Origin of the sequence: Pseudomonas sp. 29, assembly GCF_002754355.1 — a bacterium.
GTDB classification, from domain to species: domain Bacteria; phylum Pseudomonadota; class Gammaproteobacteria; order Pseudomonadales; family Pseudomonadaceae; genus Aquipseudomonas; species Aquipseudomonas neuropathica.
The window spans coordinates 379,687-396,377 of the sequence record NZ_PEEY01000001.1; the positions used below are offsets into that span (position 1 = coordinate 379,687).

A 16,691-nucleotide genomic window follows, 5' to 3' on the forward strand; every position below is an offset into this window, starting at 1 on the left:
ACCATGAACCCGATTAGCGCCGCAACGCACGCCGATCCTTATCCCTACTACACCGAACTGCGCGCAGCAGGTGGACTGACGTTTCATCCAGAGCTGAAACTGTGGGTCGCCAGCAGTGCCCGGGCGGTGTGTGCGGTGTTGGCCCACGCGGATTGCCGGGTGCGTCCGGCGCAGGAGCCAGTGCCCAAAGCGATTACAAAAGGCATGGCCGGCAAAGTCTTCGGCCAACTGATGCGGATGAATGACGGTGAACGCCAGCGCTGCCCGCGCGCTGCCATTGAGCCTGAGTTGGCCTCGCTCGACCTTGAGGCCGTCGACAGACTGGTCGCCGCGCGGCTGATCACAGCGGACGCCGACGGGGTGTACAAGGCAATGCTTCGTGGCCCGGTGTGCGTGGTCGCGGCGCTGCTGGGGTTCACCCCGGCGCAAGCGCGGGCGATCAGTGAATTGACGGCGGATTTCGTTGCCTGCCTGTCGCCGTTGAGCAATGACCTGCAACTGGCCGCAGCAGAGGCAGCGGCTGAACAACTGCGCGGTGACTTCATCGAATTGCTCGCCGAGCCGGCCAGCCCGTTGCTCAGTGCAATCCAGCAGCGCTTCACTGGCGATGAGGAAACCTTGATCGCCAACCTGATCGGCCTCTGTTCACAGACGTTCGAAGCCTGCGCCGGCCTGATCGGCAATACGCTGCTGGCGCTACGTCAGCAGCCAGCGTTGCGCGGCGAATCCATCGAAGCACTGCTCAACGAAGTCCAGCGCTTCGACCCGCCCGTGCAGAACACCCGGCGCTTTGTCGCCGCGTCCTGTGAGATTGCTGGAGTACGTGTCGAAGCGGGCGATGTGATTCTGGTGCTGCTGGCCTCGGCCAATCGAGATCCGGCGCTCAACGAACAGCCGGAGCAGTTTCTGCCACAGCGCGCCAACCGCCGCAGTTTCAGTTTTGGCAGTGGCCGGCATGAGTGTCCGGGGCAAGCGCTGGCGATGAGTATTGCCAGCGCAACGGTGAGGGAAATAATCAGGCATGACATCGACCTGAATCGCTTGAACTGGCACTACAAGCCTTCACTCAATGGGCGCATTCCAGTGTTCAGCGATGTGGGCGCCTGACAGTCCGTCTTCGCGAGCAAGCTCGCTCCCACATGAGTTATCGGGTGATCGCAATAGTGTGCACACCCGATAACCCTGTGGGAGCGAGCTTGCTCGCGAAGAGGCCAGCCCAGTCACTGAAAATGCTGGCTCAAGCCGCCCACTGCAAAATCAGCCAGCTGTTAGCGCCGCTGATCACCACAAACAACCCCCAGGCCAACACCCGAGTTGGCCAGCGGTTCACAAACGGCCCCATCAGTTGTTTGTCGTTAGTCATTCGAATGAGTGGATACAAGGCAAACGGCAACTGCAGACTCAACACCACCTGACTCAACACCAGCAATTTGCCGATCGCGTTATCGCCCATCAGCCACACGCCGACGAATGCTGGAATCAACGCCAGTCCGCGAGTAATCAAGCGCCGCTGCCAGCACGGGATCCGCAGGTTCAGATAACCCTCCATGATCACCTGGCCGGCGATGGTGCCGGTGAAGGTCGAACTCTGCCCCGATGCCAGCAACGCGACGCCGAACAACACGCTGGCCAGCGCCCCACCGACCAGCGGATCGAGCAAGTGGTAGGCGTCCTGAATGTCCACCACGTCGGTGTGCCCGGACTGGTGGAACGCTGCCGCCGCGAGAATCAGAATCGCCGCGTTGACCAGCAACGCCAGGGCCAGCGAACCGATGGTGTCGATGCGTGCTAGTTTTACCGCGTCCTGCTTGCTCGCCAGATCCTTGCCGATCATCCGCGTCTGTACGATCGAGGTGTGCAGGTAGAGGTTATGCGGCATCACCGTCGCGCCGAGAATACCTATCGCCAGGTACAGCGGCGCCGCTTCGCCAATCGCCGCCAGCGACGGTTTGAAACCTTGGGCGACGTCCGGCCAGTAGGGTTTGATCAGCAGCAGTTCAACGAAGAAACACACGCCGATGGTCGCGACCAATACCAGCATGATTGCTTCCAGACGGCGGAAACCGCGATTTTGCAGGGCCAGCACCAGCAAGGTGTCGAACGCGGTCAGGGCGATGCCGAAGGTCAGCGAACAGCCGAGCAGCAAGTGGAACGCCAGCGCACAACCCAGCACTTCAGCCAGATCGGTGGCGATGATCGAGATTTCCGCCAGCACCCACTGCAGCCGTGCGGTCGGTGTGCTGTAGCGCTCGCGGGACAATTGCGCCAGGTCGCGCCCGGTGGCGATGCCCAGGCGCGAGCACAGGCACTGCACGACCATGCCGGCCAGACTCGCCAGCAACACCACAAACAACAGGCTGTAACCGAAGCGTGAACCGGCCTCGATGGCGGTGGCCCAGTTGCCCGGGTCCATGTAGCCAATCGACACCAGCAAGCCGGGGCCGGCGAAACGCAGCACGCGCTTGAAGAACGAGGCGCTGGGATCCACCGCAACACTGCCGGCCACTTCCGGCGGGCAAAACGGCGCGGTGGCGATTTTGGGCAAACTGAATTTCACGCACACATCCAGAAACAAGTCGGAAAGGCGCAGCTTAGAGGTTTCCGCCGGAGCCTTGAAGTGCAAAAGAATCTATCGACTCACCCCCAACAACTGTTCGCGCAACTCCGGACTGCGTGTGCGCGGATCCAGCCAGATATCAAAAAATGCGCGGGCAAACAGCGGATCATCGATCTCATGCTGCAACTGCTGACCGACAAAAAACCGCGCACCCTGCCCCGGCAGATACACCCCGGTAATCCGCGTGCCGGCTTGCACATCGACGAACGATTGCTGCATCTGTACCTGCCACCCGGCCAATTGCGCCGGGCTTACGCGGGCACCGGCCAGCCGTTTGATTTCGTCGACGCTGGCCTTGACCAGATCATCGCGGGAGATGTTGCGGCGGTAGATCAACTCCAGCGCAAATGGCTGACCGTCGACCAAGGGCCGCGCGGCACTCCACAATCGTGCGTTGTAGACATCGAAACCGAACACGCTGTAATCGCCGGTGCCGATGATCTGCGCGCCGGGCACGGCGTCCTGCCAATTGGCCCAGGTCGGCGTCAGCAACAACGCCCACAAGCCGATGCCGCAGCATCCTCGCACCAGCTTCGGTGTTCTTCTCATCGCGGCATCGACTCCGGTAAACCCTGATACACACAGCATAGCCGGGTATCGCCCCCGTTACTTTGTATACAAAAACTGCGCACATAGGCAGCAATCGCCGATCGACAATGCTACCGTGGCCTACCCTCAACGGACGGAGACACCTGCGTGCTGATCCTCAAACTGCTGCTGATTCCCGGTTTTCTGCTGCTGATATCCCTGGCGGGCAAACGCTGGGGGCCGAGCGTGGCCGGGTGGCTGTCGGGGTTGCCCGTGGTGGTCGGGCCGATTCTGTTTTTCCTCGCCATCGAGCAGGGTCCGGCGTTTGCCGCGCAATCAGCGGTGGCGGCGTTATCGGCGATGTTCGCGATGATTGCGTTCTGCATCACCTACGCACAGGTCGCGCAACGGGCGAACTGGCCGCTGGCGTTGGCGGCGTCGCTGTCGGTGTGGGCCGTGATTGCTTGGGTGTTGTCGCTGATCCCGGCGTCGCTGCCGTTTTCCGTGGCAGCGGCGGCGGTTGCGTTGTTGGCATCGCCGTATCTGTTTCCTGCGGTACAACCGGTGCTCAACGGTCCGGCGCCGAAGTCGGACAAACTGATCTGGCGAATGATCGCCGGTGCCGCGTTGACCTTGGTGGTGACGATGCTGGCCAGCACCGTCGGCGAGCGCTGGAGCGGTTTGCTCGCGGTGTTCCCGGTGCTCGGCAGTGTAATGGCGGTGTTCTCGCAACAGACGCGCGGCCCGGCATTTACCGCCGCATTGTTAAGGGCGACGGCCACCGGCATGTATTCGTTTTCGGCGTTTTGTCTGGTCTCGGCACTGACCTTGCCGAGCATGGGACTGAGTGGATTCGCCGTCGGTGTCGCGGTGTCGGTGGCGATGCTCGGCGTGACCAAACGCCTGTTGGCCCGTCCGCTGGCGAAAGCGCAGGCGCAGTAACCGGTCAGACGATTCGCGCTGGAACGCCCGCCCCCCTCCGTGGGATGATCGCCCGCCTCGCGCGACCATCCACCGGAGATTCACATGTCATTGTTGAGCAAAAAAGCCGTCGTCCTGCTGGTGGCGGCCCTCGCCGGTTTCGGCGCCCTCCACGCGCAAGCGGCCAAGAAAAATGCCGGCACCGAGAAAGTCTCGATGCTCGAGGGCAAGTTCACCTTTGTGTTGCCTAAAGGTTTCGTCGCCGACCCGCTGCCGACCAGCCCGAGCGGAACCAAAGGCACGATGTACACCAATGAAGCGACGAAGACCGTGGTCATTACCGCTGAAAACCAGATTCCCGAAGGCCAGCACGTCAAGGATAACGACGGGCAGTTCCTCGACAGCACCGTCTCGAGTTTCATCGACGACCAGCGCAAGGCCCTGCCGGACTTCAACAAACTCAGCGAAAAAAGCCTGACCCAGAAAGGCACCGGCCTTGGCCTGCGTCAGGTCGACAGCACCGCGACCCAGGGCGGTGGCCAGACCCTCAACACCACGCTGATGGCCGGCTCCGGGACGAAAATGGCGCTGGTACAGGTGATCTCCCGCGCCAGCGACAAGAAAGGTCACGATGCTTTGGTGAAAACCATCCTCAAGGATTGAGCTGCTGCAGCCAGCCATTCAAGTCGCGCAGCTCGGCCGCACTGATACTGTGGCCGACGCCGGGATAGGCATGAAACTGCGGTTTGTAGCCCAGCTTCTGTAGCTGCGCATTGGCCTCGGTGCCGTCGTGGTAGGGCACCCGATCATCGGCGGTGCCGTGGCCGATAAAGATATTCAGCGGCAACGGCTGCTGCTCGCCTTTGAGTTCAGCTTTCAACACTGGCAATAAACGCCCGCTCAACGCAGCGATCCCGCCGACAGCGACTGGCGGCCGCAGCCCCACCTCGTAGGTCATCATCGCGCCCTGGCTGAAGCCGATCAGGTACACCTTGCTCGGGGTGGTGTGATATTTCTGCGCCGCTTGCGCGACAAAGTCGCGCAGCTTCTGGCCACTGACCTTCAGATCATCGGTCTCGCCGTTGTAGGCACCTTCGCCTTTCTTGCGAAACCACTGGAAACGTCCTTCGCCCAACGACAACGGCGCCTGCACCGACAGGTAGTTGTATTGCGCCGGGAGCTGGAATTTCATGCCGATCAGATCGGCTTCGTTACTGCCGTAGCCGTGAAGAAAAATCACCAACGGACGCGGCTCGGCGTCGGCGTGCACCTGCTCGATGTACTTGAGCGGCAGATCGGATTGCAGCGTGGTTTGCGCCTGCACGGCGCTGGACGCCAGCAGGGTCAAGAGAGCAAAGACCTTCAACATAGAGCCTTCCTTCACGGAGTGTCGGGTTCGGGGGGAGCCTAACATCCTGCGGCGAGGATCCAAATTCGGTGGTGTTGCTGATGCCGCCATCGCGAGCAGGCTCACTCCTACATTTGGAATGCGTTCCCCCTGTAGGAGTGAGCCTGCTCGCGATGAGGCCATTAGCCCCAACGGAGATCCCGTCAGTCGTTGGTCAATTTGCCCGTCCGAAACGCCACCCGCCCCGCCACTTTCGCCTGCCAGATCCCCGGCTCGGTATAACGCCCACGATCCAGCGCAAACAGCACGCCACTGGTGCCGGCGCGCACGGTGGTCACGCGATCCTGCAACGGATCGACCACCTCGAACAACGCATCGCCCTGCTCCACCCACTCGCCGGCATTGCGCAGGAAACTCACCACGCCATGGTGCGGCGCAAACAGGTATTCGGTGCCCTCGAATGGCAGACCTTCGCAGCACTCGCTTGGCGCCGGCGGCCATTCGCCGCTGATGAAACCTTGCTCGGCGAGGAAGCCGAGGATCGCCTCACAATTGGCCTGCGCCTGATCGACCCGGGTGTCGCCCATGCTGCCCAGTTCCAGCGTGGTCGCCAGATTCGCCGCCGGAATTGCAGCATTGGGAAATGCCCGCGCCAGACGCAACCACGGCGTCGAGCAGGATTCATCGAACGAGCTGCCACCGGAATCTTCACACAGCAGCGCCACGCCGGCCTTCAAGCGCGCCGCCAGCGATTGCCACTGTGGCCAGTGCTGCGGCAGCGCGTACAAGTGAATCGCCGCGTCGAAATCGCAATGCAAATCGAGGGTGATGTCGGCATCGCAGGCATGGCGCAGCAACAGGCGATGCAAGGCTTCCAGTTGCGAGGCCGGCGCCGGCAGTTCATCGAATACCTGGCCCATGGTTTGGCGGATCAGTGCAACGTTGGCCTCGGCATCAGTGCCCAGACGCTCACCGATCAACGCCCCGACCGGGGCACTGAGTTCGACGAAGGCGCGGTTGAAATTCTTGCCGCTGCCCAGTTCGAAGCGGCCCATGTGCGCACCTTGCACGTGTTGATTGAGGCCGATCGGGTTGGCTACCGGCACCAGTTCGATCACGCCCTGCAAACGGCCTTGCTGTTCCAGTTCATTGAGGCGCTGCTTGAGTTCCCACGCGGTGCGCATGCCCGGCAGTTCATCGGCGTGCAGGCTGGACTGGATGTAGACCTTGCGGGTGCCGGCGCCATAGCGGAACACACTGAGCGAGCGTTCGCTGCCCAAGTGGCTCCAGGGCAGAACATGGTCGATGCGTTGCATGGGAAGACTCCTGCAGTCTGGTAGATCTGGATCAATGAGATCCCTGTGAGAGCGAGCTTGCTCGCGAATGCAATTTGACAGTCAATAAAGATGTTGAATGTTAAACCGTATTCGCGAGCAAGCTCGCTCCCACAGGGATCTCCATCTGTAGAAAGAAAGCATAAAAAAAGTGGCCACCGCGCAAACGGGGCCACTTTTTTCTACGGCGTATTAATGGCCGTACACGTCAAAGTCGAAGTACTTGTCCTGGACTTTCTTGTACTCGCCATTGGCGCGGATTTCGGTGATGGCTTTGTTGAATTGCTCGGCCAGCGCGGTATCGCCCTTGCGCACTGCGATGCCGGCACCGCCGCCGAAGTACTTGGCGTCTTCGTAGGTCGGGCCAACGAATTCAAAACCTTTGCCGGCGTCGGTTTTCAGGAAACCGTCGCTCAGGTTGACCGAGTCAGCCAGCATCGCGTCGATACGCCCGGAAACCATGTCGAGGTTGGCTTCCTGTTGCGAGCCGTAACGCACCAGGTCGATCCCGGCCGGCACCAGCACTTCGGTGGCGTAACGGTCGTGGGTGCTGGCACGCAGCACGCCGACTTTCTTGCCCTTGAGCTCGGTCAGCGGGTCTTTGACACCGGAGCCTTCCTTCATCACGAAGCGCGCCGGGGTGTGGTAGTACTTGATGGTGAAATCGACGTTTTTCTTGCGGTCGTCGGTGATGGTCATCGACGACAGAATCGCGTCGATCTTCTTCACTTTCAGCGCCGGGATCAGGCCATCGAATTCCTGCTCGACCCAGGTGCATTTGACTTTCATCTGCGCGCACAGCGCATCGCCGATATCGACGTCGAAACCGGCGAGTTTGCCGTCAGGGGTTTTCATCGAGAATGGCGGGTAACCGGCTTCAATACCGATGCGGATCGGCTTGGCGTCTTCGGCCACGGCGGTCAGGGACAACATCGACAGTGCCAGGGCACCGAACATCACTAGCTTCTTCATTTATAACTCCTGTGTGCGGAGGCTTTTATTGGCAGCTTTCGATTCAGCGTTCGGTCATGGCCAATTGGCTACAAACACCGAAGTGGCCGGCAGTCTATGGCGGCGCGCACAGGGTAAATTGTGTTTAAGCGACAAATACTTATGAAAGATCGGCGCACCGATTGACCGGGGTCAACGGGTGCGCCGTCGTGGTGCAAAGGCTGTAGGACAAGCGCTTTTTTTGCTCAGGATTTCTCTTAAAAGAACGTCAGCATTCGCAGCCGATGGCGGTTTTGCCGACTTGCTCAACGCTGAGTTGAAAGCCTTCATCCAGCCATCCGGTAACCCCGCCGATCATCTCCTTGACCGGATACCCCAGCGCTGCCAGTTTCACCGCCGCCTTGTTCGCGCCGTTGCAGTGCGGGCCGGCGCAATAGACCACGAACAGCGTGGTTTTCGGGTAGATCGCCAGCTCCGCCGCCGTCAGTAACCGGTTCGGGATATTGATCGCGCCCGGTACATGCCCGCGCTCAAAGGCCAGCGGACCACGGACATCGACCAGGACAAAATCGATCTCGCCAGCCTCCTGGCTACTGAAGACGTCGGAACAATCGGTTTCGAAAGTCAGACGATTGCTGAAGTGCATCAGGGCGATCGCCGACGGCGCCGCAGGAATGTCGCGAACCAGGCTGACCATGGGTGTTGCTCCTTTATCTGAACGGGTGTGAACAGACTTTATCGAGCGGTCGCTTGCGGCTACAGTGGCGCACAAGACACTCACCGGGAATTTTCCGCCAAATGCCGACATCACCAGGTCTGGTTGCGATTCTGGCCTACGACGGCCTCTGCACATTCGAGTTTGGCATCGCCGTGGAGGTCTTCGGCCTGACCCGGCCGGAGTTCGATTTCCCGTGGTACACCCACGCCATTGCGGCGGTCGATCAAGGCCCGATGCGCGCCTTGGGCGGCATTCAGGTGCTGGCCGATGGCGGTCTGGAATTGTTGGCCGAGGCGCGCACCATCATCATTCCCGGCTGGCGCGACCGTAACGCGGCGGTGCCTCCAGCATTGATCGACGCGTTGCGTCAGGCCCATGCCCGGGGCGCGCGGTTGCTGTCGATCTGCTCCGGTGTATTTGTGCTGGCCGCCACCGGCCTGCTCGATGGCCACGGCGCCACCACCCATTGGCGTTACACGGCGGAACTGGCGCAGCGCTTCCCGGCGATTGCCGTCGATGCCGATGTGCTTTACGTCGACTCCGGGCAGTTGATCACCTCGGCCGGCAGCGCCGCCGGAATCGATGCCTGCCTGCATCTGGTGGCGCGGGACTTCGGCACGCAAGTCGCCAACTCGGTGGCGCGGCGACTGGTGATGTCGCCACAGCGTACTGGCGGCCAGGCGCAGTTCATTCCAACCCCGGTCAGCCCGACGCCGCGCAACGATCTGTCACGGGTGATGCAGTGGGCGCGCGAGCGTTTACATGAACCGCTGGAGGTGCGTGATCTGGCCAGTGAAGCGGCGATGAGTGAGCGCACGTTTCTGCGGCGTTTTACCGAGGCCAGTGGGCAGTCGCCGAAGGCGTGGTTGCAACATGAACGCTTGGCGCGGGCGCGGGAGTTGTTGGAGAGTACGCCGCATAACACCGAGCAGATTGCCGAGCGTTGCGGTTATCGGTCGGTGGAGAGTTTTCGTGTGGCGTTTCGTGGGGTGGTGGGGGTGCCGCCGTCGGTTTATCGGGAGCGGTTTGGGCGGGGCGTGAGGGTTGAATCCTGAGGTGATTTTGCAGGCGCCTTCGCGAGCAAGCTCGCTCCCACAGTTTGGAATGCGTTCCCCCTGTGGGAGCGAGCCTGCTCGCGAAGGCGCCCAGTCAAACGCAGCATCATTTAGACATCAGCCATGAGGCTACAGCGCCTTGCGCCTTTGCCTACAACTACGCCAGAATCCGCCGGCTTGTGCGGCTTGGGGGCTGCCGGTAACTTGGTTCGCGTCACTGAATGTTCAGTGATCGGGTTTAGTCGCTCGGTGGTTTTTTGGCAGCATACAGTCCGTTCAGTCAGGCATTCTCGCGCCTGAGCTTAATGGTAGCTGTGCGCAGGGCGCCTTCGGGTGCGCCGGGATTGCTTAGAACCACCGGTCGACTAACCTGCGCATAGCTGCCACCCATTTGTTTAGTCGCAATGAACGTGTCGGCCTCATTAAAAGGTTCTAAGAAATGTTCAAAATAACGCCGAATCCGCCCGAAACAGGTGCGGAAGTTGATCCAAATCCAACGTCCCCCTACTCCGAACCGGGCTCCAGAAAACTCCACGAAGCCGCCGAACGCGCCCTCGATCACTATCTGAAACCCACACCGCCGTCACCACCGCGCAGACCCAGCACCATGTTCCTCGTCGACCCGAACACCGGCGCCGAAGACCTCATGGCCCACGCCTGCGAATCCATGGCCTCGGCCAGCATCATGCTCAGCGACTTCGCCGCCCTGCTCGACTCGCCCTACCGCAACACCGTGCTCGGCATCCAGCAAGTGGTCATGCTCGGCGAACTCGCGGTCAACCGCGCCCTCGACAAAATCGAACCCGCCCTGAGGCAATAAACATGTCCAACAAAACCGATGCACAAGTCGTCGCGGCACTGGTGGCGATGGGTTTCAACGAGCGGGACGGACGCTGGGCGCAGAACGCCTGCCTGGTGCTCTTCGAAAGCGAACGCGAATCCATCGTCGCCTCCGCCGTCACCGCCCTTCCCCAACTCGATGAACTGGAAATCGACGCCGTCCTGCCCGCACTGCGCCGCGTAACCCGCCGGTTCCCCTCACTGCAAAGAACCGTGGCCGACACACTGGCCGAAATGGCACACGCAGCCTGATTGACCGTGTAATCGTTCTTCGCGAGCAGGCTCGCTCCTACACTAGATCTGCGGTGCACTCAAATCCCATGAGCATCCGCGATCAACTGTAGGCCTTCGCCTGCTCGCGATGGCGTTCTTTCTGCTGACAAATATCTGAAAACCAGACCATAGGAAGGCCCGAGCGAGTTGGCGTACCTGCCGATGTACCCATCCTGATTTTTTACACTTGTAACAACTGTCGCAATTTCAGACCCGTCCTACATCCATCAAACGCCCATTCATTTAGCGTCCGCATCGTTTTCTGACGATAGAACAAGGACGCTCATGGCGCGAAAGACAGACAGACCTCGGGTTCAAAATCCACCGGCCGGTGACGGACACCACATCACTAGCCGCTACATGACCGACAGCGAGTTGGCAGAGCGGGAAGCTAGACAAACCGCCTATGACGACATGCTTGCCAGACAGCAAGCTTACGAAAATAGCCTAATCAAACAGCCACAACAGCCCATGCCCGATGCAAAAGGTTGCGTGTTCGCTAAAAGCTGCCAACTTCCGGATGGTGTAATCAACCATGTCAGTAGTACCGGATTTATTCCGGTCGAGAAGTTGGCTGATTTTGGAGAGTTGTCTTTGTTGGGCGGCCGCGAACGAGACACTGCTGGCAACATCCCGCTGAAAAAAGTAGGAGGCCGTAATTTTCCCGCTGCGGCAGGAACGCTTTTATTAGCTACGACTACCACTGCAAGCCCAGGCGCAAGTGCAGTGAGTGGTGCAAGTGCAGTGACGGGAGGTGTTGTCGCTGGTGCATTGCTCGGCATGGTTGCTCTGCTTTGGCCTTCGAGTTTGGGCGACAGCTCGCTATACACAGAAGAACAACTTAAATCGCTTGAGAAAGGTCGCACTCGTGTCCGATTGCGTTTAAAACAACAAGCCGACGGCACCTTGAAAGGATATGGGTACAACACCCAGACGCGCAGCGATTGGGAGATGATTCCTGTCGTACGGTTCGTGAAGCAAGGCACCCAGCAAGTCGCAGATTTCGGTAATGGGGCAACACTGATTTGGACTCCCGCCGTAGACACAAGCAGTACATCGGAAATTCCACCGCTGGAAGGCGCACCGCAAATTCCCCAGATCTGGATTTATCCGCCGACTGAGCAAGCGGACAAGCTCATCGTTAATCCGGTTTACCCGCCTGAGTACCGAGATTTCATCCTTGTTTTTCCTCCAAACTCGGGAATTAAACCCCTTTATATTGTTTTGGCGCTTGAGTTCGATGCAGCCAGTTACCACGGAAAAACAGATACACCCATAAAAAGTAAAGGACCAACCAATGGTCAGGAAGCGCTAGAAAACTCGGTTCAGGTCAAACCTACATCACCACGTAGAATCGGAATTGATCCAGAAACAAATGAGCTAGTCGTCTTCGATCGCACGGGTGGAGATGTCTATCACGGCCACGTAAGGCCATGGGATAAACTTCACCAAGATATGAAAAATGCGCTGATCAAGGCTAAAAAAGTAGACAACAAAGGCAGAATCCTGGGAGATGCAAAGTGAGCCTCATCTATCAAGATCCATCTATTAGCCATGACGAGGCCATTCGCCTACTTTCCAGCGACACGGATGCAAACGTAATCACCGCACTCGTATCCATTGGCCTGAATGAAACCGATAGAAACTGGGCTCAGGACATCTGCCTGAAACAGCTCGCCAGCAAAACCGAAGCAATTGTGGCCGCTGCGGCTACTGCACTCGGGCACATCGCTCGCCGACATGGCGAACTGGATACTGAAACAGTTTTTGCGGCACTCGAATCAGCCAAGCAAACGCACCCTTCACTGCAAGGAATCATCGAAGACACGCTTGACGATATAGACGTATTCACCTGATCCACCCTGACGGCATTTGGATGAAGTAACGGACTTCATCCAAATCGACGCCCCCCACCTCAATCCTCCCGCGTCAGCACTTCCAACAACTCAATCTCAAACACCAGATTCGAACCCGGCGGGATCTTGCCCATCGTCCGTTCGCCATACCCCAGATGCGCCGGCACCAGCAATTTGCGCTTGCCCCCCACCTGCATCCCCATCAAGCCCTGATCCCAACCCTTGATCACCCGCCCGGTGCCAATCACGCACTGGAAAGGTTTGCCTCGGCTGTAGGAAGAATCGAACTCGCTGCCGTCTTCCAGCCATCCGGTGTATTGGGTGGTGATCAGCGCACCTTTGACGGCGGCTTTGCCTTCGCCGATCTGAAGATCGATTACCTGCAGTTCATCATTCATAACATTCACTCTATTGTTCAGCCGGCCGCCGTTTTCCCAGAAATGCCGGGGATTGGCAACCTGCCAGCGCAGATCAACATGGTATCCGAACCGAGTAATGAAGCATTAACATAGCCAACCGCCACTACTCTACGGATCGACCCGCCATGCTGGCAGCGCCCGAATGACTCTGTTCTGGATCAGCCTTGCCGTGGGCGTGATCGTGCTGGCCATCATCGCCCTGCTGCTGTGGCGCGAACGCGGTTTGCGCAGGCAACTCGCGCACTACCGGGATCTGCTGACGCGTGCTGCTGATGGCCCAAACATTCAGCAGGACGGCGACGTCGAGCGTTTCAAACGCAGCCAGTACTTTGCGCGCATCGGCACTTGGGATTGGGAAGTCGACACGGATCGGCTGTACTGGTCGGACGCGATTTACGGCATGTTCGGGTTCAAGATCGGCGAGATTACGCCGTCCTATGCGCTGTTCTGCTCCTGCGTCCATCCGGACGACCGCACCAAAGTGCGCGAAGGTGAGTTGCGCTGTCTTGAAACCGGCGAAAACCATGATGAGGAATACCGCGTGGTGTGGCCTGACGGCACGATTCGCTGGCTGCGGGAAACCGGCAACGTGGTGCACAACGACCACGATGCGGTGGTGAAAATGATGGGCGTGGTGCGCGACATCACCGAAGAAAAAGCCTCGGCCAGCTACCTGCAACACCTCGCCCACTTCGATCCGCTGACCGGCCTGCCCAATCGCCTGGTGCTGGAGCAACGCTTGTCGGAAGCGCTGGATCACGCGCGGCAGACCGAGACCCGCGTCGCACTGGTATTCATCGACCTCAACGGTTTCAAAACCATCAACGATCGCTACGGCCATGCCGCCGGCGACCGCGTGCTGATCACCACGGCAACACGGTTGAAACGCATCTTGCGCGCCACCGACACCGTCGCGCGTATTGGCGGTGATGAGTTTGTGGTGATCCTGCAAGGCCTGGCGCCGAACCTGAGTTTGCCGGACGAAGCCCGCAGCATCTGCCAGAAAATCTTCATCGAACTGTCGCCACCGATCAGCATCGGCAACGACCAGCGCCACATCGGCACCAGCCTTGGCGTGGCGGTGTTTCCGGATCATGCGACGGCTATGGATCGCTTGCTGCACATTGCCGATCTGGCGATGTATGAGGCCAAGCGCAGTGGCAATAATCAGTATCGGTTGGGGGGTGGGCAGGTGATGAATCACGTTCGGGTTGAGTAGCTCGATCAGTCCGCAGGCAGGCCAAACGGAATGCCATTGAAGGTATGCGTGCAACACCGGCAATGAGGCTTCATCTCTTCGACACTCAGCTGCGGATTGACGATTTGCAGCTGCTTTTGCTCATCGACGAACAGGCCGTTGAAGTAGGCCGACTCGCCCAGTCGCACAATGTCCTTGCGATCGTCTTCGTGGATGGCAACCATCCAGAAAACCGGTTCTGGCCGATCAAGGCGAGATACCGCTTCGCTGAAAATCTCATCCCAATGACCGCCGACGCGGGATAACAGAAAACGAAACAACGGCGTGTAGTCGTAGCCGTGGTGTTTGATGCCATGCATAGAGCCGCGCGTGGCCTCGCTGTGGCTTTGCGCTTTGGTGTTTCGTTGATCACGGTAGTGCCCGCCTGGGTTGTTGCGCCAGACGTTATGGGCGGTGGTGTTTTCTTTGCGATACAGCGGTTTCTTTTCCAACCTGTTGCTCCTGACTTCCCGACATCCAAAACGCCCCAAGGGTTTTACCCGAACGGCGCTCGATTGCAATCAACCGTCCATGGCTGATTATTGCCGGAGATTTAACGTGGGACCGGCTTCATCTCGACAATCGTCCCGTTGGTGATCATCACCATGACGTACTGGTCATTGATCTGTACCCATTGCGCCTGATCAACAGGTTTTTTCAGGCCCTTGGTTTTCCAGTCGATGGCTTTTTCACTGCGCTGATAAATATCCGGCGCCCGATCATTGACCTTCAATTCGCGGTCGCTGACCGGGGATTGCACGGCCTGTTCATTTGAGGTTTGCGCCGCTTGAACAAGTGGGCTGATCCCGGCAATGCCGGCAACGAGGGCCAGGCTGGCGATTAGGGTTTTGCTGTTCATCGGTGAACCTCCTGAGATGTGTAGTACCTCAACTCCGACTGCGTGGGGCGGGAATCATTCCTTTTTTACCGGGGGTGGGCGCTAGAGGAAATCAAGAGCCCCTCACCCTAGCCCTCTCCCGGAGGGAGAGGGGACTGACCGAGGTGTTTGGCAGAAGTGTGCCGACGTGCGATACCGAGTCGAATGCAAGTTTCAAAACCAACCGAAATCGGCTCCCTCTCCCTCGGGAGAGGGCTGGGGTGGCGAAACCATAAACAGCCGTTACAGCAGCAATGGATTTGTACCCAAAAAACCCCATTGATCCACTTTGCACATCAATCCATGCCAATAATGCAATTAACATCCGGTTACACCTGCGCCACCATCCACCTCAATAAAAACCGTGCGCCGCCCTCCCGTCGCGCACGTCATAAAAGCGGTGGAGTACTTTTCTATGACAGCCTCAATCCCACACAACGGCTCGCGGGCCGGTGCCATTTTCCGGGTGACCTCGGGCAACTTCCTCGAACAATTCGACTTCTTCCTCTTCGGCTTCTACGCCACGCAGATTGCGGCGGTGTTCTTTCCGGCGAGCAGTGAGTTCGCCTCCCTGATGATGACCTTTGCGGTGTTCGGCGCAGGCTTTTTGATGCGTCCGCTGGGCGCCATCGTGCTCGGTGCGTACATCGATGACGTAGGTCGGCGCAAAGGGTTGATCGTCACGCTGTCGATCATGGCCAGCGGCACGATCCTGATAGTGCTGGTGCCCGGTTACGAAAGCATCGGCCTGTTTGCGCCGGCACTGGTGTTGATCGGGCGCTTGCTGCAAGGCTTCTCGGCCGGGGCGGAATTGGGCGGTGTGTCGGTGTATCTCGCCGAGATCGCCACGCCGGGCCGCAAAGGTTTCTTCACCGCTTGGCAGTCGGCCAGTCAGCAAGTGGCGATCATCGTCGCCGCCGCTTTGGGCTACGCCTTGAACGCATGGATGGCGCCGGATGTGGTGGCCGATTGGGGCTGGCGGATTCCGTTTTTCGTCGGCTGCATGATCGTCCCGTTCATCTTTTTCCTGCGCCGTAACCTGGCGGAAACCGAAGAGTTCGCCGCACGCAAACACCGCCCAAGCATGGGCGAAGTGTTCCGCACCCTCGGCCAGAACTGGGGCGTGGTACTCGGCGGCATGTTGATGGTCGCGCTGACCACCACCGCGTTTTACCTGATCACCGTGTACGCGCCAACCTTCGGCAAAACCGTGCTGCACCTGAGCACCTCCGACGCACTGTTGGTGACGCTGCTGGTCGGTGTGTCGAACTTCTTCTGGTTGCCGATTGGCGGCCTGTTGTCCGACCGTATCGGCCGTCGCCCGGTGCTGATCGCCATGTCGCTGCTGGCCCTTGCCACGACTTATCCGGCGCTGTCGTACCTGGTGCAGGCGCCGAGCTTCAGCCACATGCTGCTGTCACTGTTGTGGCTGTCGTTTATCTACGGCTTGTACAACGGCGCAATGATTCCGGCGCTCACCGAGATCATGCCGGTGGAAGTGCGGGTTGCCGGTTTCTCCCTCGCGTATAGCCTGGCCACGGCAATTTTCGGCGGTTTCACCCCGGCGATGTCGACCTTCCTGATTCAGTACACCGGCGACAAAGCCGCGCCGGGTTACTGGATGAGCATCGGTGCGCTATGTGCCTTGTGCGCCACTCTTTATCTGTACCGCCGTGCCGGTGGTCGTCTGCAACCTGTCGCGGCCTGAGGAAAACTC

At 59.2% G+C, this 16,691-nt stretch carries 19 protein-coding genes; 10 read left to right on the top strand and 9 right to left on the bottom strand.

Annotated elements, in window-relative coordinates; genetic code table 11:
- Positions 1-3 precede the first annotated feature (3 nt).
- Entirely contained in the window at positions 4-1,107 is a 1,104-nt protein-coding gene (locus CLU80_RS01690) for a cytochrome P450 (RefSeq protein WP_099756585.1), read from the top strand.
- A 130-nt stretch (positions 1,108-1,237) separates the two neighbouring features.
- Here the strand turns inward: CLU80_RS01690 and CLU80_RS01695 are convergent, their stop codons facing one another.
- Together CLU80_RS01695 and CLU80_RS01700 are read right to left on the bottom strand one after the other, a co-directional pair.
- Positions 1,238-2,557: an Nramp family divalent metal transporter gene (locus CLU80_RS01695; RefSeq protein ID WP_093441251.1), complete on the bottom strand. Its 1,320-nt coding sequence runs from the start codon at positions 2,555-2,557 to the stop codon at positions 1,238-1,240.
- 72 nt (positions 2,558-2,629) lie between these two features.
- Positions 2,630-3,166 carry a chalcone isomerase family protein gene (locus CLU80_RS01700; protein WP_099756586.1) on the bottom strand — a complete coding sequence of 179 codons (537 nt, stop codon included), beginning with the start codon at positions 3,164-3,166 and terminating at the stop codon, positions 2,630-2,632.
- Positions 3,167-3,313: 147 nt separating this feature from the next.
- Between CLU80_RS01700 and CLU80_RS01705 the strand changes: the two genes are divergently transcribed.
- Together CLU80_RS01705 and CLU80_RS01710 are read left to right on the top strand one after the other, a co-directional pair.
- Entirely contained in the window at positions 3,314-4,087 is a 774-nt protein-coding gene (locus CLU80_RS01705; RefSeq protein ID WP_099756587.1) for a hypothetical protein, read from the top strand.
- 84 nt (positions 4,088-4,171) lie between these two features.
- Positions 4,172-4,729 (top strand): DcrB/PsbP domain-containing protein, encoded by a 558-nt coding sequence (locus CLU80_RS01710; protein ID WP_093440992.1) that lies wholly within the window; start codon positions 4,172-4,174, stop codon positions 4,727-4,729.
- Here CLU80_RS01710 and CLU80_RS01715 read toward each other — a convergent pair.
- The 4 genes from CLU80_RS01715 to CLU80_RS01730 form a co-directional block, all read right to left on the bottom strand.
- On the bottom strand, positions 4,719-5,435 hold the full coding sequence (locus CLU80_RS01715) for an alpha/beta hydrolase (protein ID WP_099756588.1): 717 nt from the start codon (positions 5,433-5,435) through the stop codon (positions 4,719-4,721). The genes CLU80_RS01710 and CLU80_RS01715 overlap by 11 nt on opposite strands.
- Before the next feature lie 182 nt (positions 5,436-5,617).
- Complete coding sequence (locus CLU80_RS01720; RefSeq protein ID WP_099756589.1) at positions 5,618-6,730, bottom strand: M14 family metallopeptidase; 1,113 nt, start codon at positions 6,728-6,730, stop codon at positions 5,618-5,620.
- 210 nt (positions 6,731-6,940) lie between these two features.
- The gene (gene aotJ, locus CLU80_RS01725) at positions 6,941-7,720 is read right to left on the bottom strand and encodes an L-arginine-binding protein AotJ (protein ID WP_016984244.1); all 780 of its coding nucleotides are present in this window, start codon (positions 7,718-7,720) and stop codon (positions 6,941-6,943) included.
- 247 nt (positions 7,721-7,967) lie between these two features.
- Positions 7,968-8,396, bottom strand: coding sequence for a rhodanese-like domain-containing protein (locus CLU80_RS01730; protein ID WP_099756590.1), 429 nt, complete (start codon positions 8,394-8,396; stop codon positions 7,968-7,970).
- A 101-nt stretch (positions 8,397-8,497) separates the two neighbouring features.
- Here CLU80_RS01730 and ftrA point away from each other — a divergent pair, with 101 nt between their 5' ends.
- From ftrA to CLU80_RS01755, 5 genes are all read left to right on the top strand, one after another.
- Positions 8,498-9,472, top strand: a complete 975-nt coding sequence (gene ftrA, locus CLU80_RS01735; protein WP_095048007.1) for a transcriptional regulator FtrA — start codon at positions 8,498-8,500, stop codon at positions 9,470-9,472.
- 439 nt (positions 9,473-9,911) lie between these two features.
- Positions 9,912-10,292 carry a DUF6124 family protein gene (locus tag CLU80_RS01740; RefSeq protein ID WP_099756591.1) on the top strand — a complete coding sequence of 127 codons (381 nt, stop codon included), beginning with the start codon at positions 9,912-9,914 and terminating at the stop codon, positions 10,290-10,292.
- Positions 10,293-10,294: 2 nt separating this feature from the next.
- A complete protein-coding gene (locus CLU80_RS01745) occupies positions 10,295-10,564 on the top strand; it encodes a hypothetical protein (RefSeq protein WP_095124533.1) in 270 nt (89 codons plus the stop codon).
- Between the two features lie 306 nt (positions 10,565-10,870).
- Positions 10,871-12,109 carry an S-type pyocin domain-containing protein gene (locus tag CLU80_RS01750; protein ID WP_099756592.1) on the top strand — a complete coding sequence of 413 codons (1,239 nt, stop codon included), beginning with the start codon at positions 10,871-10,873 and terminating at the stop codon, positions 12,107-12,109.
- On the top strand, positions 12,106-12,441 hold the full coding sequence (locus CLU80_RS01755) for a hypothetical protein (protein ID WP_099756593.1): 336 nt from the start codon (positions 12,106-12,108) through the stop codon (positions 12,439-12,441). Before CLU80_RS01750 ends, CLU80_RS01755 begins: the two co-directional genes overlap by 4 nt.
- Before the next feature lie 59 nt (positions 12,442-12,500).
- Here the strand turns inward: CLU80_RS01755 and CLU80_RS01760 are convergent, their stop codons facing one another.
- A complete protein-coding gene (locus tag CLU80_RS01760) occupies positions 12,501-12,839 on the bottom strand; it encodes an FKBP-type peptidyl-prolyl cis-trans isomerase (protein ID WP_099756594.1) in 339 nt (112 codons plus the stop codon).
- A gap of 163 nt (positions 12,840-13,002) precedes the next feature.
- On the opposite strand from CLU80_RS01760, the gene CLU80_RS01765 reads away from it, so the two are divergent.
- Complete coding sequence (locus CLU80_RS01765; protein ID WP_099756595.1) at positions 13,003-14,079, top strand: sensor domain-containing diguanylate cyclase; 1,077 nt, start codon at positions 13,003-13,005, stop codon at positions 14,077-14,079.
- Between the two features lie 5 nt (positions 14,080-14,084).
- Here the strand turns inward: CLU80_RS01765 and CLU80_RS01770 are convergent, their stop codons facing one another.
- Together CLU80_RS01770 and CLU80_RS01775 are read right to left on the bottom strand one after the other, a co-directional pair.
- On the bottom strand, positions 14,085-14,549 hold the full coding sequence (locus CLU80_RS01770; RefSeq protein ID WP_095124530.1) for a hypothetical protein: 465 nt from the start codon (positions 14,547-14,549) through the stop codon (positions 14,085-14,087).
- A gap of 101 nt (positions 14,550-14,650) precedes the next feature.
- Positions 14,651-14,956, bottom strand: a complete 306-nt coding sequence (locus CLU80_RS01775; protein ID WP_034156152.1) for an RcnB family protein — start codon at positions 14,954-14,956, stop codon at positions 14,651-14,653.
- A 433-nt stretch (positions 14,957-15,389) separates the two neighbouring features.
- Here CLU80_RS01775 and CLU80_RS01780 point away from each other — a divergent pair, with 433 nt between their 5' ends.
- On the top strand, positions 15,390-16,682 hold the full coding sequence (locus CLU80_RS01780) for an MFS transporter (protein WP_095048013.1): 1,293 nt from the start codon (positions 15,390-15,392) through the stop codon (positions 16,680-16,682).
- Positions 16,683-16,691 lie beyond the last annotated feature (9 nt).